Annotated in this window: 17 protein-coding genes; 12 read left to right on the top strand and 5 right to left on the bottom strand. The window is 73.2% G+C overall.

Annotated features, from left to right (window positions below; genetic code table 11):
* Positions 1 to 102 precede the first annotated feature (102 nt).
* From QIY60_RS04250 to QIY60_RS04230, 5 genes are all read left to right on the top strand, one after another.
* A complete protein-coding gene (locus QIY60_RS04250; protein ID WP_283141208.1) occupies positions 103 to 3867 on the top strand; it encodes a serine protease in 3765 nt (1254 codons plus the stop codon).
* A gap of 63 nt (positions 3868 to 3930) precedes the next feature.
* The gene (locus QIY60_RS04245) at positions 3931 to 4887 is read left to right on the top strand and encodes a bifunctional riboflavin kinase/FAD synthetase (protein ID WP_283141207.1); all 957 of its coding nucleotides are present in this window, start codon (positions 3931 to 3933) and stop codon (positions 4885 to 4887) included.
* 128 nt (positions 4888 to 5015) lie between these two features.
* Positions 5016 to 5411, top strand: a complete 396-nt coding sequence (locus QIY60_RS04240; protein WP_283141206.1) for an SAV_915 family protein — start codon at positions 5016 to 5018, stop codon at positions 5409 to 5411.
* Positions 5408 to 6520, top strand: a complete 1113-nt coding sequence (locus QIY60_RS04235) for a DUF6317 family protein (RefSeq protein ID WP_283141205.1) — start codon at positions 5408 to 5410, stop codon at positions 6518 to 6520. The genes QIY60_RS04240 and QIY60_RS04235 overlap by 4 nt, the downstream gene beginning before the upstream one ends.
* The gene (locus QIY60_RS04230; RefSeq protein ID WP_283141204.1) at positions 6498 to 6998 is read left to right on the top strand and encodes a hypothetical protein; all 501 of its coding nucleotides are present in this window, start codon (positions 6498 to 6500) and stop codon (positions 6996 to 6998) included. Before QIY60_RS04235 ends, QIY60_RS04230 begins: the two co-directional genes overlap by 23 nt.
* A gap of 67 nt (positions 6999 to 7065) precedes the next feature.
* On the opposite strand, the gene QIY60_RS04225 is transcribed toward QIY60_RS04230, so the two are convergent.
* The 3 genes from QIY60_RS04225 to eccE all read right to left on the bottom strand — a co-directional run bounded on the left by QIY60_RS04225 (position 7066) and on the right by eccE (position 12428).
* Complete coding sequence (locus QIY60_RS04225; protein ID WP_283141203.1) at positions 7066 to 10143, bottom strand: SCO5717 family growth-regulating ATPase; 3078 nt, start codon at positions 10141 to 10143, stop codon at positions 7066 to 7068.
* Between the two features lie 243 nt (positions 10144 to 10386).
* On the bottom strand, positions 10387 to 11148 hold the full coding sequence (locus tag QIY60_RS04220) for a hypothetical protein (RefSeq protein ID WP_283141202.1): 762 nt from the start codon (positions 11146 to 11148) through the stop codon (positions 10387 to 10389).
* The gene (gene eccE, locus QIY60_RS04215; protein WP_283141201.1) at positions 11148 to 12428 is read right to left on the bottom strand and encodes a type VII secretion protein EccE; all 1281 of its coding nucleotides are present in this window, start codon (positions 12426 to 12428) and stop codon (positions 11148 to 11150) included. The genes QIY60_RS04220 and eccE overlap by 1 nt, the downstream gene beginning before the upstream one ends.
* A 207-nt stretch (positions 12429 to 12635) precedes the next feature.
* Between eccE and eccB the strand changes: the two genes are divergently transcribed.
* The 7 genes from eccB to QIY60_RS04180 all read left to right on the top strand — a co-directional run bounded on the left by eccB (position 12636) and on the right by QIY60_RS04180 (position 19640).
* On the top strand, positions 12636 to 14189 hold the full coding sequence (gene eccB / locus QIY60_RS04210; RefSeq protein ID WP_283141200.1) for a type VII secretion protein EccB: 1554 nt from the start codon (positions 12636 to 12638) through the stop codon (positions 14187 to 14189).
* A gap of 21 nt (positions 14190 to 14210) precedes the next feature.
* Positions 14211 to 15518 carry a type VII secretion-associated serine protease mycosin gene (mycP, locus tag QIY60_RS04205; RefSeq protein WP_283141199.1) on the top strand — a complete coding sequence of 436 codons (1308 nt, stop codon included), beginning with the start codon at positions 14211 to 14213 and terminating at the stop codon, positions 15516 to 15518.
* Between the two features lie 167 nt (positions 15519 to 15685).
* Positions 15686 to 16174, top strand: coding sequence for a hypothetical protein (locus QIY60_RS04200; RefSeq protein ID WP_283141198.1), 489 nt, complete (start codon positions 15686 to 15688; stop codon positions 16172 to 16174).
* Between the two features lie 14 nt (positions 16175 to 16188).
* Positions 16189 to 17559: a hypothetical protein gene (locus QIY60_RS04195; RefSeq protein WP_283141197.1), complete on the top strand. Its 1371-nt coding sequence runs from the start codon at positions 16189 to 16191 to the stop codon at positions 17557 to 17559.
* Between the two features lie 39 nt (positions 17560 to 17598).
* On the top strand, positions 17599 to 18813 hold the full coding sequence (locus QIY60_RS04190; RefSeq protein ID WP_283141196.1) for a S8 family serine peptidase: 1215 nt from the start codon (positions 17599 to 17601) through the stop codon (positions 18811 to 18813).
* A 33-nt stretch (positions 18814 to 18846) separates the two neighbouring features.
* Positions 18847 to 19212, top strand: coding sequence for a WXG100 family type VII secretion target (locus QIY60_RS04185; RefSeq protein WP_067164935.1), 366 nt, complete (start codon positions 18847 to 18849; stop codon positions 19210 to 19212).
* A gap of 119 nt (positions 19213 to 19331) precedes the next feature.
* On the top strand, positions 19332 to 19640 hold the full coding sequence (locus QIY60_RS04180) for a WXG100 family type VII secretion target (RefSeq protein ID WP_283141195.1): 309 nt from the start codon (positions 19332 to 19334) through the stop codon (positions 19638 to 19640).
* 88 nt (positions 19641 to 19728) lie between these two features.
* Here the strand turns inward: QIY60_RS04180 and QIY60_RS04175 are convergent, their stop codons facing one another.
* Both QIY60_RS04175 and eccCa read right to left on the bottom strand, forming a co-directional pair.
* Positions 19729 to 19962, bottom strand: a complete 234-nt coding sequence (locus tag QIY60_RS04175) for a DUF397 domain-containing protein (protein WP_283141194.1) — start codon at positions 19960 to 19962, stop codon at positions 19729 to 19731.
* A gap of 94 nt (positions 19963 to 20056) precedes the next feature.
* Positions 20057 to 24004: a type VII secretion protein EccCa gene (gene eccCa / locus QIY60_RS04170; protein WP_283141193.1), complete on the bottom strand. Its 3948-nt coding sequence runs from the start codon at positions 24002 to 24004 to the stop codon at positions 20057 to 20059.
* Positions 24005 to 24099: the final 95 nt, after the last annotated feature.

Below are 24099 nucleotides of genomic sequence, written 5' to 3'. Positions count from 1 at the left end.
ACCCTTGCGTGCAGGCGCTCGTAGTGAAAGAGGGGTGCACTGGGGGGCGCTTTCGCCTCGCGTTCTTCTCGGTCGGATCATCCCAGAACTACCGTTTCGGACATGGGACGCGGGGACGGCGACGGGGGCCGGGAGACGCTGGTACGGATCTGCGATCTGGCGGGACGTACCCGGGGCACCGGATTCGTCGCCGACGACCGCGGCACCGTGGTCACCAGCCACGAGGTGGTGGACGGGCTCACCCGGGTGGTGCTGCACGCGCCCGGCGAGCGCACCTGCCTCGCCGAGGCCGACGCGGTCACCCCGCTGCCGGAGGCCGACCTCGCCCTGGTGCGCACCGAGGGCCTCGGGGTGCGGCCGCTGCCCGTCGCCGCCCGGGAGTCGGTCGCCGCGGGCACGTACGTACGGATCGCCGCGCACGGCTGGCGCGAGGCGCGGGTGCTCGGCGAGTCGCCCGTCACCTACACCGCCACCGACCGCTTCCACCTCCTCGGCTCCGCGCTGGAGCTGGCGATCGGCACCGAGGGCGCCGACGCGCTGCGCCTCGGCGGCGAGGCGGCGGGCGGGCCGGTCCTGGACGCGGCGACCGGTGCGGTGCTCGGGGTGCTCGGCACCGCGCTGCACGCGGCGCACCGGGCGGCCGGGCTCGCGGTGCCGCTGCGGCCCGACGGCGGCCCGCTCGAAGAGCTGCTGCGGCGCAACGCGGCGACCGTGCCGGGGTACGGCGAGGACCTGAACCTGGCGGGCGCGCTCCAGCTCACCGCGACCTCGGTGGGCTCGGCCGGCGGACCGGGAGTGCGCCGGGACCCGGTCGAACGTCGGCTCACCGTACGGCACTTCACGGACTTCGCGGCCGGGAGCGCCTGTGTGCTCGGCCTGGTCGGGGATCCCGGCACCGGCCGCACCACCGAGCTCGCCGCACTCGCCGCCCGCCGCGCCCGGGGCCCGGAGCCCGCCCCCACGGTGTGGCTGCGCGGCGCGGATCTGCGCGCGGGCGACGGCTCGGTGGCCGACGCGGTGGCGCGGGCGCTGCGGCAGGCGGGCCGGATCGTGGCGGCCGCGGGCGCCCCCGGCGACATGGAGTGCGCCACCCCCGAGCGGGTGGCACGGCTGGCCTCGGACGCCGGGCGCCCCCTGCTCGTCCTGCTCGACGGGCCCGAGGAGATGCCGCCCGTGCTCGCGCACCGGCTGCCCGAGTGGACGGCCGGCACGGCGGCGTGGCTGCGCGAGGCCGGGGCGCGGCTCGTGGTCGCCTGCCGCCCCGAGCACTGGGAGCAGGCCGGGGCGCTCTTCCCGCCGGACGCGCTGCACCCGGCCGAGGCGTCCCGGCTGCCGCACGCCGTGCGGATCGGCGACCTCTCCCGCAAGGAGGCCGCCCGGGCCCGCGAGCGGTACGGCATCCCGGACAACGCCCTGGCCGACCGGGCCGGACGGCATCCGCTGACGCTACGGCTGCTCGCCGAGGTGCGCGACGCGCTGCCGGGCGAGGTGCCGGGCCGCCCCGGCCGCGAGGACGTCTTCGCCGCCCACCTGGACCTGATGTGCCTGCGCATCGCGGTACGGCTGGCGGCCGCCCGGCGTCCCGCGCCGCACGGCACGGCGGTGCGGCGGCTCGCCGCGCGGGTCGCGGGCCGGGTCCACGAGGCGGCCCGGCGCTGTCTGGGCCCCGGCCAGGGCGAGCTGGACCGCGAGAACTTCGAGGAGATCTTCCCCTGGCGCACCGGCTGGGCGTCCGCGGTCCTCACCGAGGGCCTGCTGGTCCCGGCGGGTTCCGGCTACCGCTTCGCGCACGAGGAGCTGGCCGACTGGCTCCAGGCCGCCCACCTCGACCTGGACGCGGCCCTGCACGCCCTGGTCCACCGCTGGTGCGAGGACGCGCCCGGCACCGCCGACCGGGCCCCGGCCCGGCTGCCGTCCCGCCCGGGCACCGGCGGCCCGGGCGGGCGGAGCGAGGACGGGGCGGCGTACGTGCCGCCACCGCCGGGGTCGCGCGCCGCCGCGACCGCGGGCGAGGGCGAGGAACCCGCCGGGCCGCCGCACCCCGGCGTCCCCGACCAGCGCCGCTCACCGCGCCGTGAGGACGGCAGGCGGGGGCGGCGGTTCCGGCCGGGGCCGGTGCCGCCCGCGCCCGAGGCGGAACCCGCGCCCCCGGAGGAGGAGCCCCGAACCCTCCCCGTACCCCGGCACCGCATCGGCCCCGTCCTCCAAGCCCTGCTGCTCCTCGACCGCGAGCACGGGGCCGACCGGCTCGCGCCGCGCCTGGTCAAGCTGGTGGAGGCGCTCGACCGGCCGGCGGCGGGCCCCGGCGCGGGCGAGCAGGACCGGACGGAGGACGCCTGCTGGTGGGCCGTCCACCTGCTCGGGCAGACGCTGCTGCGGGTGCCCGAGCCCCGTACGTACCTCTGTGTGCTGCGGCTGCTCGCGGACCGGATCAGCGAGCGGTCGGTGCGCGCGGGCGGGCCGGGGCGGCTCGGCGGCCTGGGGGAGTTCGGGCCGTGGTTCTGGCAGCGGCTGCGGATCGGCGACGACCGCCGGATGGAGCTGATGCGGCGGCTGGTGCCCGCCGACGGGGCGCCGGGCGCGGCGCCGGAGTGGGCGCGGTACCTGGACGCCGTGGACCGGCGGCTCGCGGCCGAGCCCCGGAGCGTACAGCCGCTGCTGTGCCGGTGGTTCACCGACGAGCGGCCGCTGCCCGCGCCGCCGGGCAGCGAGATGCGCCCGACCGTCGCCGGGGCCGCGCAGGCCCTGCTCTACGCCCGCCGCTCGCTGGCCATCGACGACCTCACCGAGGCGCTGGTCGCCACCGCGCACGCCCGCGCCGACGAACTCCTGGCCGCGCTCGCCGAGGACGAGCCGTCCGCGCTCTGCCGGGCCGTGGACCGCTGGGCCCACGACGACCGGCCCGAACGCCGGGTGGCGGCCGCCGCGTACGGCCCGCGCGTCGCGCCGTACGTCACCACCGGTGCCGACCGCGACCTGCTGCGCTACGCCGCGCTCGCCCTGCTCGCCCGGTCCGCCGACACCCCTCTGCACGGCGCCGCGCTCGGCCTGCTCATCCGCGACCCGCGCACCCGCGCCCGCTACCTCGACAAGACGCTCGCGCGGTACACGGGCGGCGATCCCCGGCTGCCCGCCGCCGCGCTCACCGCTGCCCTCACCACCCACCCCGAACCGGTGCTCGCCGCCTTCCAGACGCGCCTCGACCAGCCCGGGGACGCCGCGGCCGAGGTGCTGCGGGCGCTCGCCGAGATCAACACGCCCGCGCTCGCCCGCCGCGCGGCCGCCCTGGTCCGCGCCTATCTGGACCGCCACCCGGAGGGCGCGGCGCACGCCGCAGCCTTCGTGGAGCGGCGCCTGGAGTACGGACCGGCCGCCAGGGCCGTGCTCTTCCCGCTGGTCACGTCGGTACTGCGGGGCTGCTCGCCGCAGGTGCGGCGGGCCCTTGCGCCGGTGCTGGCCGCGCCCGGCAGCCGCACCTCGCGCCCCCTGCGGGCCGAGCTCCTGGACGTACTCCTCGAATACGAGCGGTACGAGTCGCGGGACCCGGCGGTCCTGCACGCCCTGCTGCGGGCGGCGGCGCTGGGCGCCGAGGCGCGTCCCGAGGCGCGCACCCGCGACCTCGTCCACCGCACCGGGCTGCTCCTGGTGCGCACCCCCGAAGGCGCCTCCTGTTTCGACCGCCGGGTCGTCGAGCTGGCCAGGGAAGTACCGGAATTCGCCGTACAGGTGGCGGGCTGGCTGGTCCAGGCGCCGCACGAGTGGTCGGCGGTGATCGGGCCGAGCGCCCGCCGCACGGTCGAGACGCTTGCGGTGCCCATGCCGATGCGGGCCGAGCCCGCCGGGCATGGCAGTCTTAGACCTGTGTGAGAGGCCTACTCTCGCGCACACGGGTTCGGATTTCGGGCGAGTTTCGGGCGAGGAGCGGTCACAGTGCAGCGCTGGCGTGGCTTGGAGGACATCCCCCAGGACTGGGGACGCAGCGTCGTCACCATCGGCTCCTACGACGGGGTGCACCGCGGGCATCAGGTGATCATCGGGCGGGCCGTGGAGCGCGCCCGCGAGCTGGGCATCCCGTCGGTCGTGGTGACCTTCGACCCGCACCCCAGCGAGGTCGTGCGCCCCGGCAGCCACCCGCCGCTGCTCGCCCCGCACCACCGGCGCGCCGAGCTGATGGCGGGCCTCGGTGTGGACGCGCTGCTCATCCTCCCCTTCACCAGCGAGTTCTCGAAGCTGTCGCCGGCCGAGTTCGTGGTCAAGGCGCTCGTCGACAAGCTCCACGCGCGCGTGGTCGTCGAGGGCCCCAACTTCCGCTTCGGCCACAAGGCGGCCGGCAACGTGGCGTTCCTGGCCGAGCTGGGCGAGACGTACGACTACGAGGTGGACGTCATCGACCTCTTCGTCAGCGGTGAGGCGGGCGGCGGGCAGCCGTTCTCCTCGACCCTGACCCGGCGCCTGGTCGCCGAGGGCGACGTGGCGGGCGCCGCCGAGATCCTGGGCCGCCCGCACCGCGTCGAGGGCGTCGTGGTGCGCGGCGCGCAGCGCGGCCGCGAGCTGGGCTACCCGACGGCGAACGTGGAGACCCTGCCGCACACCGCGATCCCCGCGGACGGCGTGTACGCGGGCTGGCTCACGGCCGACGGCGAGCGGATGCCCGCCGCGATCTCGGTCGGCACCAACCCGCAGTTCGACGGCACCGAGCGCACGGTCGAGGCGTACGCGATCGACCGCGTCGGGCTCGATCTGTACGGGCTGCACGTCGCCGTCGACTTCCTCGCGTACGTGCGCGGCCAGGAGAAGTTCGAGTCGATCGAGGCGCTGCTCGAAGCGATCGCCCGCGACGTGAAGCGCTCGACGGAACTGATCGAGGCGGACGAGGCACGCGGCTAGAACCGGTCAAACGCTGGTCAATCAGTGACCAGAAACCGCCCAAGACCTGGCATCCATTGACTATGGGTGAAGGCTTTGGGCGGTTTTCGTCGTATTGACGAACTGGAGCGGCGCATAAGTTGAGACACGTGGCTGAACCCAACGTGTCCCGCATCCTCGGCATCGTCGGCGTCGACGCGGCCAGGATCGCGCAACCCGGCGTCCCGCCATACCACACACCGGTGTTCGTCCCGGCCCACCCGCGCTACCCGGCCGGAGGCGCCGCCCCGCGCGTCGACTTCGAGCTGTTGGGACCGGCCTCGGGGCCGCCGGTCCCGGTCGCTTTCAGCACCGTGGCGAAGCTGGTCGACGCGCTCGGCCCGACGCAGCCCTGGATCGCCGTCTCCATCGGCCCGTTCGCGGAGGCGATGCGCGAGGCCCGGCTGCCCAAGGTGCGCCTGGACCCGGAGGTGGCGCCGGGCGGCCGCCGATGGCAGCCGGAGGACCCGGAGCGTACCTACGGAGAGAGCGGGGCAGGGGCATGAGCGCCGACGTGAAGGTCATTCTGGCCGACCTCGACTCGATGGCGTCGACCTTCCACAAGGAAGCCGGCGTCTACCGGGGCATGCACGCCAACGTGAAGCCCGCGGTGGCCGGTTCCGGCGACCCCGGGTGCGACGCGGCGATCAAGTCGATGGCCGACCTGATAGCGGGCCTGCACGACAAGCAGAAGGCGATCGACGGGCTTACCAACTACGGTGCCGTGCGCACGGACATCCTGCACGCGGCCCAGCAGGCCCGCCTGGACGCGGCCGAGGCGCTCAACAAGCTGTACGAGGAGGACACTTCGAAGGTGTCCCCGGGTGACAAGGTCACCATCGCGGACTATCTGCGCGGGCTGTACGCGTACGACTCCGAGCGCACGCGGGTCAAGGGGCACGACGCCGCCGACAAGCTGGACGACGCCAAGAAAGAGGCGGCCGAGGCGAAGAAGGACCTGCGCACCGAGCGCAGCGCGTGGCAGAAGCAGGGCAGGACGCTTCCCAAGGACTCCCCGGCCCGGCTCGCCTACAAGGACGCGCTGACCGAGCTCGACGGCCTGGAGATCGACATCGCCCGCGCCGGGCACGGCAGTTCGGCGCTGCCGTACGACCACGCGCTCAATGTGAAGGTCGGGGACGCGGCGGAGGCGCTGCGGCTGGGCAAGAGCTTGGAGAAGCTGCCGGAGTTCCTCAAGGAGATCCCGGTCGTCGACGTCGCCGCGGCGAGCGTCTGCGGCCTCCTGGAGGCGAAGGACGACCACGACAAGGGCTGGTCGTGGACGCACTCGGTGGTGGTGGACGGGGGTGCGGCGCTGGGCGGCCTGGCGGCGGGCACCGCCGCGGTCGCCCTGGTGGCGAGTTCGGAGATCACCGTGCCGGTGGCCGTGGTCGCCGGGGTCGGCGGCCTGGTGATCATCGGGACGACCGATCTGCTCGACGAGGCGTTCCACGAGCACTGGAGCGAGGACATCCACGACCACGGCGTGGTCGGCGGCCTCCTGCACGGTTCCGCCAACGTGGCGTCCGACACGTGGGGGGACGTCAAGCGACTCGGCAGCGATGCCAAGGACGGAGCGAAAAAGGTGTGGCATGGCTTCACGAGCCTCTTCTGAGGACACGGCTCCCGCGAAACTGCCCGTGGTCGGGACCACGTGGTACCGCCGGGGTCCGCGCTACTGGCTGCGGCGCGCCGGATTCGGCGTCGCCACCCTGCTGACGGCGGTCCTCGTGTGCGCCGCCGCCGGCGCACTCTTCGACGGCCTGGTCTCCGGGCTGCCCGACGGCTGGCGCAAGGCCGGTTACGTCGTCGAAGGGGTGGCGGGCGTTGCCGGTCTGGGCTGGGGATGGGTACGCGGACGCCGCCAGATTCGCGAGCGGCTCGCCGACCCGCCGACACCCGAACAGAGTTGGGCGCGACAGCGGGAGGCCCGGCGAGGCGCGGCCAGTGGTGTCAGCAGCCGTGGCCTCATGGTGCTCATGCTGCCGCTGCTGCCCGCGGTGATGGCGTGGTGGCTGGGCACGATGTGCGCGGCCACGTTCGTCCGCGAGCTGCCCTCCGAGGTCGGCGCCCGCCGCGCGATGGCCCGGTAGCGCAGGACAACGGCCAAGGGCCCGCGCGGTCGTGACGGCTGCGCGGGCCCTTCGGCGTCGGCCCCTCCTACTGCTGCGGAGGCTGCGGCTGCTGCCACGCCTGCGGGGGCTGCTGGCCGCCGTACGGCTGGGGCGGCTGCGGATGCTGCGGGGCGTACGGCTGCGGGGGCATCGGCTGGCCCGGCGCCTGCTGGCCAGGTCCGGGCTGGCCCGGGAACGGCTGCCCCGGGAACGGCTGGCCCGGGTGCTGCGCCTGCTGGCCCGGCATCGGCGGAGCCATGTGCGGCGGCGGATTGACGCCGTCCCCCGTCCACAGCCCCTGCTGCTGCTGGGCGCGGACGAAGTCCTCGGCCACCAGCGCCGACAGATGGAAGTACGCCTCGCGCGTCTTGGGCCGCATCATGTCGAGGTCGACCTCGGCGCCCGCCGCCAGGTGCTCGTCGAACGGGACCACCACGACCCCGCGGCAGCGCGTCTGGAAGTGCTGGACGATGTCGTCCACCTTGATCATCTTGCCGGTCTCGCGGACCCCGGAGATGACCGTGAGGGAGCGCTGGACGAGGTCGGCGTACCCGTGCGCGGAGAGCCAGTCCAGCGTCGTGGACGCGCTCGACGCACCGTCGACGGACGGGGTGGAGATGATGATCAGCTGGTCCGCGAGGTCGAGCACACCGCGCATCGCGGAGTACAGCAGACCCGTACCCGAGTCGGTCAGGATGATCGGGTACTGCTTGCCCAGGACGTCTATCGCCCGCCGGTAGTCCTCGTCGTTGAACGTCGTGGACACGGCCGGGTCGACGTCGTTGGCGATGATCTCCAGACCGGACGGCGCCTGCGAGGTGAACCGGCGGATGTCCATGTACGAGTTGAGGTACGGGATCGCCTGGACCAGGTCGCGGATGGTGGCCCCGGTCTCGCGGCGCACCCGGCGGCCGAGCGTGCCGGCGTCCGGGTTGGCGTCGATCGCCAGGATCTTGTCCTGCCGCTCGGTCGCCAGCGTCGCGCCGAGCGCCGTCGTGGTCGTCGTCTTGCCGACACCGCCCTTGAGGGAGATGACCGCGATCCGGTAGCACGACAGCACGGGCGTCCGGATGAGGTTGAGCTTCTGCTGCCGCTCGGCCTCCTCCTTCTTGCCGCCGAACTTGAAGCGCGAGGCGCTGCCCGGGTTGCGGCTGCTCTTCGCCTTCTGCTTGTTGTTGCGCAGCAGCCGGTCGGAGGAGAGCTCCACGGCCGCGGTGTACCCGAGCGGCGCGCCCGGCACGGACCGCTCGCGCTGGTCGTGCGCCATGGGGGAGGGCCACCCGGCCCCGCTCCGCGGATCCACGGGCCCGGCGGGCGGCTGCGCCTGCGGCTGCGGTTGTGCCGGGGGCTGGGCCTGCTGGTGGGGTACGGGGGCGTGGGCGTCCGGCGTCCCCGGCTGGGGGAAGCCGTAGCCGCCCTGGGGGGCGTGGGGGGCCTGCGGCGCGGGCGGGTTCTGGGCCGGTGCCGGGGTCGGTGCCGGTGTCGGGGTCGGTTGCGGGGTCGGCTGCGGGAACCCGTAACCGCCTTGGGGGGCGGGGGAGTTGGGGTCGGCGGCCGGGGTCCCGGGGCGCGGGAAGACGTAGGTGCCCTGGGGGGCGTTCGCGTCGGGGGCCGGGGCCGGGGTGCTGGGTGCGCCCTGCGTTCCGGGGTGCGGGAATCCGTACGCGCCCTGCGGTGCGGGGGCGTTGGGGGTGGCCGCCGGGGTCGGGGCAGGGGCCGGGAAGTTCGGCGTGGCCGGTGTGCCCTGCGGGCCCGGCTGCGGGAACCCGTAACCGCCCTGCGGAGTAGGGGTGTTGGGGTTGGTGGCCGGGGTGGGGGCCGGTGCCGGGACCGGGGCGTTCGGCGTGCCCGGGGGCGGGAAGCCGTAGCCGCCCTGCTGGGCCGGAGCGCCCGGCTGGGGCAGCGGGAAGCCGCCCTGGCCCGTCGGCGGTACCGGCTGCGGCGCCGCCGGCTCGGCGCCCTGCGGCAGCGGCCATGCGGGCTGCCCGGTCTGCTGCGGCGCCGGTACGGGCCACTGCGGTGCCGACGCGGGCGCGGCGGGCTGGTACGCGGGCGGCAACGGCGGCAGCCCCGGCTGCTGGGCCTGCGCGGCCCACGGCTGCTCGGCCGGGGCGACCGGGGTGCCCGGCGCGTCCTGCGGCACGGCGTCCTGGGGGGCCGCGTCCGCGACGGGGGGCACGGCGTCGGCCGGTGCGGCCGCGGCCGCCTGCGCCGCCACGGCGTCGACCGGCTCGGCGACCGGGGGTGCGGGGACGGGCTCGGCGGGCGTGGCAGGTACGGCGTCGGCGGCCTCGGCCGTTACCGGCGCGGCGTTCACGTAGTCGCCAGAGCCGTCGGAGTCGGCGGAGTCGGAGGGTTCGACGGTCATCTGGTCGGCGGGGGCCGGGGCGACGTCGGCCGACCCGGTGAGCTCGGCAGCGGCCGCCTCCGCGGCGGCGGGCGCGGCGTCGCTCGGCTCGGGAGCAGCGGCGGGCTCGGGCTCGCCCGAAGCCGCGTCGGCCTCCGGCGCGGTGCCCTCGGGGCTGCCAGGGCCAGAGGTCGGCTCGGCCTGGGCCGTACCGGCAGAGTCCTGCACGGTATCCGCCGCTGCCTCGTCCTTGACGGCCGCGTCGACCGGCTCGTCGGCAGCGACCGGCGCGGGAACGGCGGCGGCGACGGCGGACGGGGCATCCGCATCCGCCTCGCCGTCCGAGCCCGCGCCGGCACCCGCCGCATCGGCCTTCGCCGCGTCCGCCGCGGCAAGCCGCTCCGCGAGCTCCCGCTTCAGCGAGCCCGGCGAGAACCGCATCGTCGCGCCGCTCTCGATGTCACCGCCCCCGAACGGCTGCGGCTCGGCGGCCGCGTCGGCGGAGGGGGCCGGGGCGGGGCCCGGCGGCGGAGGCGTGGTCGTCCAGTTCGGCTGGAAGCCGCCGCTGGAGGGCAGGCCGGGCACGGCCACGGGCGGCCCGGCGGGCGGCGGGGGAGGCGGCGTCGCCGCGTCCGCGCTCGGCGCCGCGTTCTGCGTGTACCAGGCCGGCGGGGTGTAGTCGATGGTGAACTCACCCGTGGGCTCGGGATCGGCGTCGGACCGATTCTCGTCGCGCGCGTTCCCGCCGGTGCGGAACTGGTCCTGATCGCTGTTCACCGGATTCCTTTCGTTCGCAGGCCGTCCCAGCCTAATCGCCGACAACACCGCACCGGCAGGCCCGGCCACGTATGCGCTCGACGGGAGGTGCGGTCAGTCCACTGCCGCCGGCCGACTGCGGGCCGTCGGTGGCTGGTCGCTCCCCCAAGTTCTCGGCTTCGCTCGAACAGGGGGGACCCCCATCGCGGCGGAGCCGCACAATGACACAGCCCCGCGCCCCTTGGGGGATGGGGCCCCGGACGGTCAGTCCATCCTGCGGGCCGAGCCGAGCAGTCCGGTCTCCGCGTCCGTGGCCTGGGTCATCACGAACTGGCGGTCGCGGGCACTGCACCACAGCGTCACCCCGTCCGCCAGCGTGGACAGCGCCTCCGCCTCGGCCTGGGGGAGATGCATGATCCGCCCGATCTGCGCGGCCTCGTCCGGCGAGACCCGCTGCACACCGACCAGATCCGACTTCTCCAGCAACCGGGGCGCCACGGGGCTCAGATACGGCAGCAGCGTCAGCACCGACTGCCACGGCCCCGAGACCACGCGCCCGCGCGGCGGCCGCATCCCGCAGTCGCGGACGACCACGACCGGCGATCCGGCGGACGCGCCCTGCGGCGGCACCCGGCCCACGTCGTGCAGCGCGATGCACTGCTGGCCGCCGCCCGCCGCCTGGGCGAGCGCCGTCCACGCGGGGGCCCGGCCCGTCTCCACGGTCACGCGCGCGCCCGTCGCGGCCGCCCGCAGCGCGAGCACCTGCGCGGTCCAGAGCCCGCCGATCAGCGTCACGTCGTACGCGGTGGGGCGGTTGATGCCGAGGACCGACGGGCGGCCCGCCGCGTCCACGCCTATCACCATGCCGTCGTCGCCGACCGGCAGCGCCAGGGCCTCCACCTGGTCGGCGGAGAGCGCGTGCCGGTCGCGGCGCGGCCCGAGGAGCCCGAAGCCCATCCGGGCGCGCCCTCTGCGTACCTCCGGAGAGGAGGGCGCAGTGGCAGGAGAGACAGAGGACGTGGTCATCAGCGCGCACCCCCGAGCGGCAGTGTGGCCAGCATGCCCGGCAGCTGTTCGCGGTCCAGGCGCACCAGGCCGGTCTTCACACCGCGCGCGGTGCGCTCCAGCTCCCGGCGGGCGGCGACCAGTTCCTCGTCGCTGCGGCCGGTTATCCGGACGTGTCCGGTGAGCGTGACCTCCTGGCGGTCACCGGCGGCCAGCGTCAGGCTGAACGTGGTGGCGAGCGCGGGAAGCGAGGTCAGCAGGGCGACCAGCTGCGGCATCGAGGCCCCGCCGCCGCCCAGTTGGGGCCAGCGGCCCACCCAGTACGTCGTGTGGCGGCGGTCGTCGCAGCGCCAGGTCCGGGCCGTCTCCTGGGTGCGCCGCCCCGGCGTGCCCGCGCGGCCCGCCTGGGTGATCGCCATCGGATTGGCGCAGGTCGAGGTGGCGATGGCGCCGGTCAGCTCCTGCTCGGTGAGGACCGTCGTACGGAACCCGGCGCCGGTGAGCCGGCTCGCCAGCTGGTCCGCCGCGCGCACCAGGCACTTCTGGGCGCCGGTCAGACCGCCGCCGCGCGCCGCCACCGCCTCCGGGCACAGCTCGGGGTCGAGCTTGAGCGCGATCCAGGTGATGCGCACCGCGGGCGAGCCCGTCTGGGCCTGCAGCGGTGCGTAGTTGCGGGCGGCCACCGACTGCTGCGGCAGGTGCGGGGCGGGCGCGGGCTGGGTGTGCTGGACGATCTGCGCGGATTCGAGCCGGATGCCGTCGACGTCCAGCGCGTCCCGTACGAGAGCCACCGGCAGGGGGCGGGCGCCGCGCTCCGGGCGCAGCGCCGTGGCGTCCATCTCGACCTGGAGGACGGCGGTGAGGAAGGTGCCGTCGCCGACCATGCCGACGGGGCGGCGGTCGCGGTCGCCGAACGTGTACGTCCGCAGCGCCGGGTCGCACTCCACCGCCGGGGCGAAGCCCGGTTCCGTGCCCTCCGGGACCGGCAGGCCCGCCGCCCTGCGCGTACGCGCGCGCAGCGCGAGCACCGTGCCCAGCCACTCGGGCAGCGAGCGGCGGTGGCGGCGGACGACCGCGAGCAGTACAAGGAGCGTTGCGACCACACCGGCGGGCACCAGCATCAGTGTGTCGATCACCCACGCGACGAGCAGCACGGCGGCGGCGAGCTCCACCAGCACGAGTTGTTGCAGTCGGAACGAACCGAAGTGTCCGGGCCGGGCCTTGAGGCGGGGTGCGGAGGCTCCCTGGGCGGGGGCCGAAGGACCGGCGGCGGCAGGCCGTACACGCGTCGCGGACGCCATCACTCCACCACCCCCCATTCGTGCGCAAGCACCCAAAACATCCGGATTCCCCCAGCTCCGCAAGGGGTCTTGACGGCGGCTTCACCCTACCCGCCCCACAGGCACCCTCGGTCAACAGGCATAGTAGGGGGCCGGTCTGACAATCGAGGCCCGGGGACCGCAGGACCAGGTCCGATCAGGGGGCCGCGCGGGGAGAGACAGAGGCGCATGGCATCACGGCGGGACGAGCTCAACGCGTACACCTTTGCGAAGAAGCGCACGGTGGCGGCGTTTCTGCAACCGTCTCCCACGGGCACGGAGGAAGGTGCTCCGCGCCCGCTGAAGGCCATCGTGCCGAGCGTGATCGTGGCCGCGCTCTGCCTCGCCGGCTTCGGCGCCTGGGGGATGTTCAAGCCCAAGGCGCCGCAGGGCTGGGACACCCCGGGCACCAAGGTGATCGTCGGCAAGCAGTCGACGACCCGTTACGTCGTCCTGTCCACCGGCAAGGGCAAGGACAAGAAGGTCCTGCTGCACCCAGTGCTCAACCTCGCCTCGGCGCGGCTGCTGCTCGATCCGCAGAAGTTCGACGTCATCCAGGTCAGCGACGACATCCTGGACTCGGGCAAGCTCTCGCGCGGCCCGATCCTGGGCATTCCGTACGCCCCGGACCGGCTGCCCGCCGCGAGCGAGGCCGGAAAGGCCAAGCGCTGGGCGGTCTGCGAGCAGCCCGGCGGCGGCAAGGACTCGGTCCAGAAGGCCGCGTTCGTCTTCGCCGACCGCGACTTCAAGCTGACCGACGACAAGCGCCGCCTGACCGGCGGCCAGGTCCTCTACGTCCAGGGCCAGAAGAACAAGGCCCGTTACGTGGTGGACGCCAAGGGCACCAAGTACCTGGTCAAGGGCGCCCCCGGTGATCTGCTCGCGCGTACGCTCTTCGGCGCCGACGAGCAGCCGCAGCCCGTCACCGACGACTGGCTGGCCACCCTCGGCGACGGCACCCCGATCGACTTCCCGGCGATCCCCGGCACCGTCGGCGCCCCGGCGGGCACCGGCGGCGGACTCTCGCCGCAGGAGGACAAGGTCGGCATGGTGCTGAGCGCCCTGACCGGCGCGGGCCGCCAGCAGTACGTAGTACTGCAGGGGAAGGTCCAGCCCGTCTCCGACTTCACGGCCTGGCTGGTGCTCAACTCCCCGCAGACCACGAAGCTCGGCATGCGCGGCGACGTCAAGGAGGTCGACGCGGCCTCCATCGCCCCCAAGCCCGACTACTTCGGCGCCGCCAACAACTGGCCCGACAAGAAGGCGAAGCAGGTCAACGCGGGCGGCGGCGCCGCCGCTTCCGGCGCGCGGAGCACCGTGTGCAGCGTGTTGCGCAAGGTCGACGACAAGGGCAGCACCACGCTGTCCACCTGGGCGGGCACCGAGTACCCGGCGGCCATCACCGCGGGCGGCACCAGCACGTACGTCACCCCCGGCACGGGCCTGCTCTACACGCAGGTGCAGGGCAGGCAGACCCGCCCCGACGGCTCGCTGTTCCTGGTGACCGACACCGGACTGCGGTACGCGGTGCAGGCCAACGGCGACAGCGACGCCGCCCGCTCCGACATCGGCGCCGGCGACCAGCAGAAGCCCGACGACGGCCGTCCCGAGCCGAGCCAGGCGCAGCAGCGCCTCGGATACGAGAAGGTCACCCCGGCCCTGGTGCCCATCAACTGGTCGGAGTTCCTGTCCAAGGGCCCGCGGCTCGACACCAACAGCGCCCGCCAGCCCCAGGGCTCGTAGGGAGGACTGACGTCAGTGTCGATGCTGAAGCCATTCAGGAAGCCGGTGCTGGTGGGCGCGGCCACGGCCGTCGCCTCACTGGCGCTCGCCCCGTCCGCGTACGCGGCACCCGTGCCGCCCGCCCTCGGGGTCGACGGCAGCGGCGAGTGCACCTTCCCCATGAAGAAGCAGATCGAGGGCCGCCCCTGGTCGCTCCAGCGGGTGCTCTTCGACGAGCTGTGGCAGGACACCAAGGGCAAGGGCGTACGGGTCGCGGTCATCGACACCGGTGTCGACATCGCCAACCCGCAGCTGAAGTCCGCGGTCGACGCCAAGAGCGGCGCGGACTACCTCAAGCCCGAGAAGGACGGCTCGGGCGAGCAGAACGACAAGCGGGGCAAGACCGGCGGCACGGTCGACGAGGTCGGCCACGGCAGCAAGGTCGCGGGCATCATCGCCGCGCGCCCCCGCGCGGGCACCGGTTTCGTCGGCCTGGCGCCCGAGGCCACGATCATCCCGATCCGCCAGAACGACGAGAAGAACAGCGGCAAGACGGACACGATGGCGAAGGCGATCGACCACGCGATCGCGCAGCACGCCGACGTCATCAACATCTCGCAGGACACGACCGAGCCGCAGGGGCCCGACTCGGACCTCGCGAAGGCCGTGCGGCGGGCGCTGGACAAGCAGATCGTGGTGGTCGCCTCGGCGGGCAACGACGGCATGGACGGCAAGGCCAAGGACACGTACCCGGCGGCCTTCCCGGGCGTGCTCGCGGTCGCGTCCTCGGACCGCAACAACGAGCGCGCGGTGTTCTCGCAGCCCGGCACGTTCGTCGGGGTCGCGGCGCCGGGCGTCGACATCGTCTCGACGGTGCCGGGCAACGGCCAGTGCTCGGACAACGGAACGAGCTTCTCCGCCCCGTACGTCGCCGGGGTCGCCGCGCTGCTGCGCGCCAAGTACCCGTACGCGACGACGAAGTGGACGGCCGCGCAGATCATCGCGCGGATCGAGCAGACGGCTGAGCGGTCCGTCAACGGGCACGACAACTTCGTCGGGTGGGGCGTGGTCGACCCGGTCCGCGCGGTGACCGACGACTCGCCCCCGGAGGCGGCCGCGCACCCGGACCCCGGCCCGCCCAAGGCCGCGGCCCCGGACGTGGCCGCGCTGGCGCTCTCCGAGACGCCCCAGGAGCGCAACGAGCGGTACGCCACGTACGCGTTGGGCATCGCCGCCCTGCTGGTGGCGGTGGTCGCGGGGACGGCGACGGTGATCCGGGACGCCCGGAAACGGGGTTTGCGGAAGGTGAACGCGGTGAACGGGGCGAACGGGGTTTCGGGGCGTACCTGATCGGGACGAACCTGAGACGTCTTTGAGTACGGATACTCATTCGGCTCCGTAACCGGAGTGACTAGAGTGATCACATGCTTCGCGTGCTTCACGAGTGTGACGAAGCGGCAGCGGTAGCGCGGCACCAGTGGCAGAGCGGTGCCGACGGGGATTCACGGGGAGGAACAGTGGCCGAGCCGAACGGTGGCGGCAACGGCGGCACGGGCAGCGGCGGCGGAAGGCCGGACCTCGGCGTCGACGGGGTGAGCCTCGCCGACTTCAAGGGCCGCATGGAGGAACTGCTGCGCAGCCTGGACAAGTCCCCGGCCCGCCACACCAAGATCGCCGACCAGCGGGTGCAGCCCGAGGCGTACGGCAAGGGGTTCGCGGCCGCGGACGAGCTGCACAAGGCGTACGACAAGGTCCGTACGAACCTGGAGCGGCTCACCAAGATCTTCGGTGACCAGATCGAGGGCATGGGCATCGCGGTGCACATCGCGGACAAGGGCTACGGCGGGATCGACGTGGACGAGGCCCACCGCTACCAGGCCATCCGCAAGGAGACGGAGAAGTACTACGAGTCTCCGGCGGCCGGTACGAAGCCGGCGGACCAGGGTCCGGGTACGAAGCAGACGCCCGGCAAGGGCAACGACGCCGACTCCGGCGGCCTGAAGTAAAAGGGGGCACAACGATGGCGACGGACGAGTTCGAGGGCATGACCCTCGAAGCCCTCAACGCGATGCTGGCCTCGGCCAAGCCGGGCGAACTGACCGGTGCGGCCGAGACGCTGGCCGCCGCGGCGCCCGACATCGCGGACATCGCGCGGGACCTGCGCTGGTACATCGACCAGGTCAAGTGGCACGGCGCCGGTGGCGACGCGTTCCGCGAGTGGGGCCGCGGCATGGTGTCGGAGACGCTGGTGCTGAGCGAGTACGCGGGGGTCGTCGGCCAGGAGATGGCCCGCGCGGGCCAGGCCCTGACCGAGGCGAAGGCGGCGGTCCCGCCGTCGGACGGCATGTGCTTCGCCGACCCCGAGAAGGAGAAGGCGCGGCTGAAGGCGCTGGGGCCGAAGACGAACGAGGCGATCAATGCGTTGAATCGGCTGGCGTCGTTCTACAACACGTCGAAGGATCGGATCACGGCTCAGCCTGAGCCCAAGTTTGCGCCGTTGCCGGTCCAGCGCAGTGGCGACGAGTCCGCCTACGGGACGAGTTCGTCCTACGGCGGTGGCACCTCCACCGCGCACAGCGGTGGCGGCGGTGTCGTGGGCGGGGCGTCCTACGCCTCTTCCGGCTCAACGGGGCACCACACCACGGCTGGTAACGGGACCGCGGCCCCCGGCTCGGCGGTTACGGCACCTTCCGGTGTGCACCAGCCGGTGGGAACCTCCATCGACTCCGTCACCATGACTCCGCCCCCGGAGACCACGACGCGGCCCACCGTGCCCACCGGGCCCACGCCTGTGCAGGGACAGACGCCTGTGCTCACTCCGCCGCCGGTCCTGCCCGGTCCGGTCGGCAAGGGCGGTCTTGAGCGGCCGACCACGATGACCCGCGTGCCCGGGGAGGGACCGGCCACCGGTCGTTCGACCGGCGGCCTGCGCGGTCCGGGTATCGCTCGTCCGAGTGGTCTGCCGGGCACCACGCGCGGTATCACCCCCGAGGGCATCACCGGTGGGCGTCCCACGCCGACGACCGGCCGTGGCTCGACGCCCCGGCTTCCGATGGGCACGGTCGTCGGCGAGGAGCGCGCCGGAACCGGTATGGGCCGTGGGCCCATGGGCGGCGGTATGGGCCACGGCCCCGGCGGCCAGGCGCGTGGCGCGACGGGCACGGGCGGTCGCAGGCTGGCTTCCGAGCCGGGTGGAACTGTTGGGGCCCCGCGTGCGTCTCTCGGCGGGCGTGGCGAATTCACCCCCGGTGGTACGGGGTTGGTGAACGGCAACAAGCGAGGCACGGACCGGCGTCGTTCCACTTCTTCCGAGGCCCCCGACTACCTGGTCGAGGACGAGGAGACGTGGGCGATGGACCACCGCAAGGTCGTCCCGCCGGTAGTCGACTGACGTACGCAAACCATCGCCGCTCAAGGAGTCCGCAGTCCCATGTTCAGCTCAGCCCGCTCGGTGCGCAGCCGCTCGGCACTTCTCGGTGCCGCGGTGGCTGCCGCGCTGGCCTGCTCCGTCGGCACCGCGCCGACGGCGCTCGCCGACGACATGCGGTCCAAGCAGTGGTACCTGGACGCGATGGACGCGGACGCCATGTGGAAGGTCAGCACTGGTTCCGGAGTCACGGTGGCGGTCGTCGACAGTGGTGTCGACGACACCGTTCCCGAACTCAAGGGCCGCGTCCTGCCGGGCAAGAACATCGACCAGCCAGCGAAGAGCGCCCGCGAGGACACCAACCGGCACGGCACGAACATGGGGCTGCTCATCGCCGGCAGCGGCGCCCAGGGTGGGGTCAAGGGGCTCGCTCCCGGTGCCAAGGTCCTTCCGGTGAAGGCCTACGAGAACGTCCTGCCGGGGCTGAAGGTCGTCTCGCTGGGCATTCGGGCCGCCGCGGACACCGAGGCCAAGATCATCAGTGTGTCGCTGGGCGGCTCGCCCAATGGCGCCGAGGACGCCGAACTCAAGTCGGCGGTCGACTACGCCCTCAAGAAGGGCAAGCTGATCTTTGCGGCAGCGGGCAACGACGAACTCGACCGCATCGACCACCCCGGGGCGTACCCCGGTGTCGTCGCCGTGAGCGCCATCGACTTCAAGGGCAAGGTCACGCAGTGGTCCAACCACGGTGCAGGCGTCGGGCTCGCGGCCCCGGGCGATGAGATCCCCGGGTACTGCACGCGTGGCGCCGGGTACTGCGCTTCCCACGGAACCAGCCAAGCCACCGCCCTAACCTCCGCCACAGCCGCCCTCATCTGGTCCGCCCACCCCGACTGGACCGGCAACCAGGTGTTGCGCGTGATGATGGAGACCGCCGGGCACAACGGCAAGGTGCCGAGCCAGTACATCGGGTACGGCACCGTCCGCCCCGCCCAGGTCCTCCTCAAGGGCAACGGCAACCCGGGCCCCGCCGACGTGAATCCGCTGCTCGCCGCCCGGGGCGGCGCGGCAGCCACGACTTCCCCCTCTCCCGCAGACACAGCAGACAAGGGGGCAGGCGGTGGCGACCAGGAGAAGCCGCAGGCCGGTGAGGCCGCGGACTCGGCGTCCGAGGACAAGGACTCCGCGCCCTGGACCGTCATCGCCATCATCGCCGCGGCCGTCGTCCTCATCGGCGGCGCCGTCGCGGCGGTACGTGTACGCAACAAGCGAGCGTGATCACTCGCTCGGACACTCACGAGAGGGAAGACAATGAGCTCCAACCCCGGTGGTCAGAGCATTGGCTACGAGGCCGTCACCAAGGCCAAGAACGCCATTGAGGAAACCGCCCACGACATGAGCCAGCAGATCCGCGTGCTGGCCGACGCGATCGCCACGGTCGGTGCCGGCTGGAGCGGTTCCGGTGCCAACCAGTTCGTGACCGCCCAGGACACGCTGAACCGGCGCCACGACGACATCCGCCGCAAGCTGGACGTCCTCTACAACGCCGTGATCGGTACGAAGAACCTCAACCAGGAGAACGACGAAGAGGTCGACGCCGCGTTCCGGGCGATCAACGCGCAGGGCGGCGCCACCAGCGGCGGCGTGCCCAACACCTCCGGCCTGAACAGCCTCTAGGCAGCCCGAGGCACTCCGAGGCACTCCGAGGCGCCCTTCCGGCGCCGCACGCACGCGCCGCAGCTCATCCGCGTACGTACGCACGCACCAGCACAGTTCAGACTTCACGAGGAGCAGACATGGGCGACAACGGTCCCGACCTCAAGATTCGGTATGAGAACGTCCAGGAGATCGCGAACAGCATCCGCGCCATCTCCAAGCGCATCACGGACGACCTCGGGCGCATGGAGGCGGCCGTCAACGTCGTCGCCGCCACCTGGGACGGCGAGGCGCACGGTCAGTACCTGAAGGTCCAGAAGGACTACCGGGCCGACGCGCACGACATCCAGCAGACGCTGGAGAAGATCGCCAAGACGATCGAGACCGGCAAGGACAGCTACCACGCGACCGACCTCAAGGCGTCGCGGCTGTTCACCGAGGGCTACTGACCCCGGGGGCAGGCACAGGGAAAGGGGGTCACGCCCGCATCGGGCGTGACCCCCTTCCGTATACCCGCTCACGGCTCCGTCAGGAGCCTCAGCGCAGGTCGAACTCGCCGTCCCGCGCCCCCAGGACGAACGCCGTCCACTCCGCCTCCGTGTACCGCAGCACGGTGTCCGGGTCGAGGGACGACCGCATCGCGACGGCACCGCCGGGCAGATGGGCGATCTCCACCCGCTCCTCCGCCTCCTCGGTGCCGGGCGCGCTCAACCACTCCACGCCCGAGATGTCCAGGGCGTACAGCTCTTCCTTCTCACGTTCGCTGCCCATGTAGCACGTTCCCTTCGAAGTTCAGTGCCTGTCACAGTAGTTGGAGCGGGCGGGCCGTACCGCCCGTTCCTCCTACTGTCACCACTCCGGGCTGTCACTGGTCGGGGAGCCAGCCCAACTGCACCAGCGGGGTGCCGCGCTTGCGGGAGACGAAGTAGCCGCGGCCCTGCGGCATCGGGCGGGGGCGGACGTTGCCGAGCACGTCGCCCTCGTTCGGGTCGCCGGACAGGACCACGCCCTGTGCGCCGAGCTCCTTGATGCGCTGCATGAACGTCTCGTACATCGAGCGGGACGCGCCCGCCGAGCTGCGGGCGATGATGAAGCGGACGCCGACGTCCCGGGAGAACGGCAGGTTCTCCACCATCACCGACAGCGGGTTGCCCGCGTTCGTCGACACCAGCTCGTAGTCGTCGATGATGATGAAGACCTGCGGGCCGGTCCACCAGGAGCGGTCGCGCAGCTGCTGCGGGGTCACGTCCGCCGGGGGCTGGCGGCGCACCATCAGGTCCGCCAGGGCGTTCATGTGCATCTCAAGCGCGCTGGACAGCGGCGCGTACTCCAGCAGATGCGTGTCGGGGACCACGTCCAGGAGCGAGCGGCGGTAGTCGCCGACCACGATCTTCGCCTCGTCCGGCGAGTACCGCTCGGAGATCTTCTGGGCGAGGTGGCGAAGCAGAGCCGTCTTGCCCGACTCGCTCTCGCCGAAGACCAGGAAGAACGGGTCGGTCTCGAAGTCGACGAACACCGGTTCCAGATTGGTCTCGTCGATGCCGATCGCCACGCCGTGCTGCGGGTACTCGAAGCCCTTCGGCAGCTGGTCGGCCGGGAGGCGGCGGGGGAGCAGCCGGACGGTGGGGGCCGCCGGGCCCTGCCACGCCTCCTTCACCGTACGCACGAACGCCTCGGTGGCCTGGGAGAGCGTCTCGGGGTCGCACGAGCCGTCCATGCGCGGCAGCGCCGACATGAAGTGCAGCTTCTCCGCGACCTGGCCGCGGCCCGGCATGCCCACCGGCACGTTCGCGGCGACCTTGCGGTCGAACTCGGAGTCCATCGAGTCGCCGAGCCGCAGTTCGAGGCGGCCCAGGATCTGGTCCTTGAGCGCGGCGCGCACCTCCATGTAGCGGGAGGCCGTGAGGATGACGTGGATGCCGTAGCCCAGGCCCCGGCTCGCGATGTCCTGGACGACGCCGTCGAGCATCTCGTAGTCGCCGCGGAAGGCGCCCCAGCCGTCGATGACCAGGAACACGTCGCCCCAGGCCTCGCCCGGCAGCTCACCGGCCGCGCGGCGGCGCCGGTAGGTGGAGATGGAGTCGATGCCGTTGGCGCGGAAGAACTCCTCGCGCCGGTTGAGCACGCCCGCGACCTCCGCCACCGTACGCCGCACCCGCTCGGGGTCCAGACGTGAGGCGATGCCGCCCACGTGCGGCAGGTCGGCGACGGCCGACAGACCGCCACCGCCGAAGTCCAGCCCGTAGAACTGCACTTCGTGCGGGGTGTGGGTGAGCGCGAACGACGAGATCAGGGTGCGCAGCAGCGTCGACTTGCCGGACTGCGGGCCGCCGACGAGCAGCATGTGGCCCGCCGCGCCCGAGAAGTCCCGGTAGAGCACCTCGCGGCGCTGCTCGAAGGGCTTGTCGATGAGGCCGAGCGGCACGATCAGACCGCCCGGGCGGGTGTACTCCGTCGCGTTGAGACCGCGCTCCGCCGTCGTCGCGATGCCCGGCAGCAGCTGGTCGAGCGTGGGCGCGTCGTCCAGCGGCGGCAGCCACACCTGGTGGGCGGGCACGCCCTGCCCCTCCAGGCGCCGCACGATCACGTCGAGCACCGTGTCGGCCAGCGCGTCGTCCTCGCCCGGGCCCCGGAGGGCCGCCGGGTCGGGTGCCGCGTAGACGACCGGCACCGGGGCCGCCGTGAACAGCGCGGTGCGCCGCTCGATCGGCAGCGGGCCCACGGTGAGGTCGGGGCCGCCGGAGCGGTAGGTGCCCGACACGTACGCCGCCTTGAAGCGGACCATCTCGTCCGTGCCGAACTTGAGGTAGCCCGAGCCCGGCACCGACGGCAGGTGGTAGGCGTCGGGGACGCCGAGCGCCGTGCGCGACTCGGCCGCCGAGAAGGTGCGCAGACCCACGCGGTACGAGAGGTACGTGTCGAGGCCGCGCAGCTTGCCCTCCTCCAGGCGCTGCGAGGCCAGCAGCAGGTGCACGCCCAGGGAGCGGCCGATGCGGCCGATCTGGATGAACATGTCGATGAAGTCGGGCTTGGCGGTGAGGAGTTCGGAGAACTCGTCGATCACCAGGACCAGCGAGGCCAGCGGTTCGAGGGGGGCGCCCGCCGCGCGCGCCTTCTCGTAGTCGTGCATGTTGGCGTAGTTGCCCGCCGAGCGCAGCAGCTCCTGGCGGCGCTGGAGCTCGCCGCGGATCGCGTCGCCCATGCGGTCGACCAGGGTCAGGTCGTCCGCCAGGTTGGTGATGACCGCCGCCACGTGCGGCATCTGCGACATGCCGGTGAAGGTCGCGCCGCCCTTGAAGTCCGCGAGGACGAAGTTCAGCGTCTCCGAGGTGTGGGTGACCGCGAGGCCGAGCACCAGGGTGCGAAGCAGCTCCGACTTGCCGGAGCCGGTCGCGCCCACGCACAGGCCGTGCGGGCCCATGCCCTCCTGCGCGGCCTCCTTGAGGTCCAGCATCACCGGCTGGCCGTCCTCGCCGACGCCGATCGGCACCCGCAGCCGCTCGGCCGTCGAGCGCGGCCGCCAGGTGCGGGCCACGTCGATGGAGCCCGCGTCCCCGAGGTTCAGCAGGTCCGTGAAGTCCAGGTTGGCGAGCAGCGGCTCGTCGTCGTCACCGGTGCCCATCTGCAGCGGCGCGAGCTGGCGGGCCAGCGCCTCGGCGGCCGGCAGCGACATCTGGTCGGGCACGCCCTCGTACGCGAGCCCGAAGCCCGACTCCAGGCGCAGCCGGCCCGGCCGCACGACCACCGAGAGACCGCCGCGCGGCTCGTCGAGCTCGCCCGGCACCACCTCGATGATGGTGACGCCCTGCAATCCCTCGGCGGCCGCGAACGCCGAGTCCGGCGGCACCATCCCGCCGTCCAGCACGACCACCAGGTGCGGCTGGTCCAGGACCGGCTGGTTGTCCCGGCTGAACCGGGGCCGCCCGTCCAGCCTGCTGTGCAGCAGCAGCTCCAGCTCGCCCAGGTCGTCACCGAACAGCCGCTTCGTACCGGCCCCGTCGACCTGGCCGGGCACCTGGGTGTGCGGCAGCCACTTCGTCCAGTCCCAGCGCGCCACCGCGCCCGGCGCCGCCACCACGGCGACCATCAGGTCGTCGGGGGAGTGCAGCGTCACCAGCTGCGCCACCAGCGCGCGCGCCGCCGACTGGGAGGCGTCCGGGTCGCCGGAGACCGTCACGTGGTAGAAGGCGCGCATCGAGACGGCCATCGGCAGCCCGTCCAGCGAGCCGTGCACCGCGAGGAACTGCTGCATGGCGCCCGCGCACAGCGGCTCCAGCTCGTCCACCGGCGCCGTCTCCGGCGCTATCAGCGGGGTGGCGAGCTGCTGGGCGCCCAGGCCGATCCGGGCCTGCCCGAAGTCGTCGTCGCCGACCCGGCGCTCCCACACCCGCGAGCCCTCCGCGACCACCGACCACAACTGCTCGGGCGCCGGGTGCAGATACAGCTGCGCGTCGCGCTGGCGGCGCGCGGTCTTGCGCACCGTACGCCGCGTCTGGGCGAGGTACTTGAGGTAGTCGCGCCGGACATCTGCCATTTGCCCCTGCGCACCCTTGCGGAACTTCACCAGCTGCGCGATCACCATCGCCAGTGTGGAGACCAGCATCAACGCGCCCATGATCTTCATGAACGGCGCCGAGTTGGGCATGAAGAAGAACACCACCGACGAGCCCATGCCGAGCATCGGCAGGAGCTGCATCAGCATCGACTCCTGCTGCCCGCGCGGCAGCTCCGGCGGCCCCTCAAGCCGCAGTTCATCCGAGGACACTTCGGGCGGCAAGGACCGCGGCGGGCGTTTGACGACGATCTGGCTCACCGGAGCATCAATCCCTCAATACGGACGGTCACTTGCGTTCCGGCGCCCCCGTGACCGCTCGTTTCGGAGGCTTCCTGCGCGCGACGGTGATCCTA

Source organism: Streptomyces sp. BPTC-684, from assembly GCF_030028635.1.
Lineage (GTDB): Bacteria > Actinomycetota > Actinomycetes > Streptomycetales > Streptomycetaceae > Streptomyces > Streptomyces noboritoensis.
The sequence above is the reverse complement of the archived record's forward strand: the minus strand, read 5'-3'. Positions and strand labels throughout refer to the sequence as shown.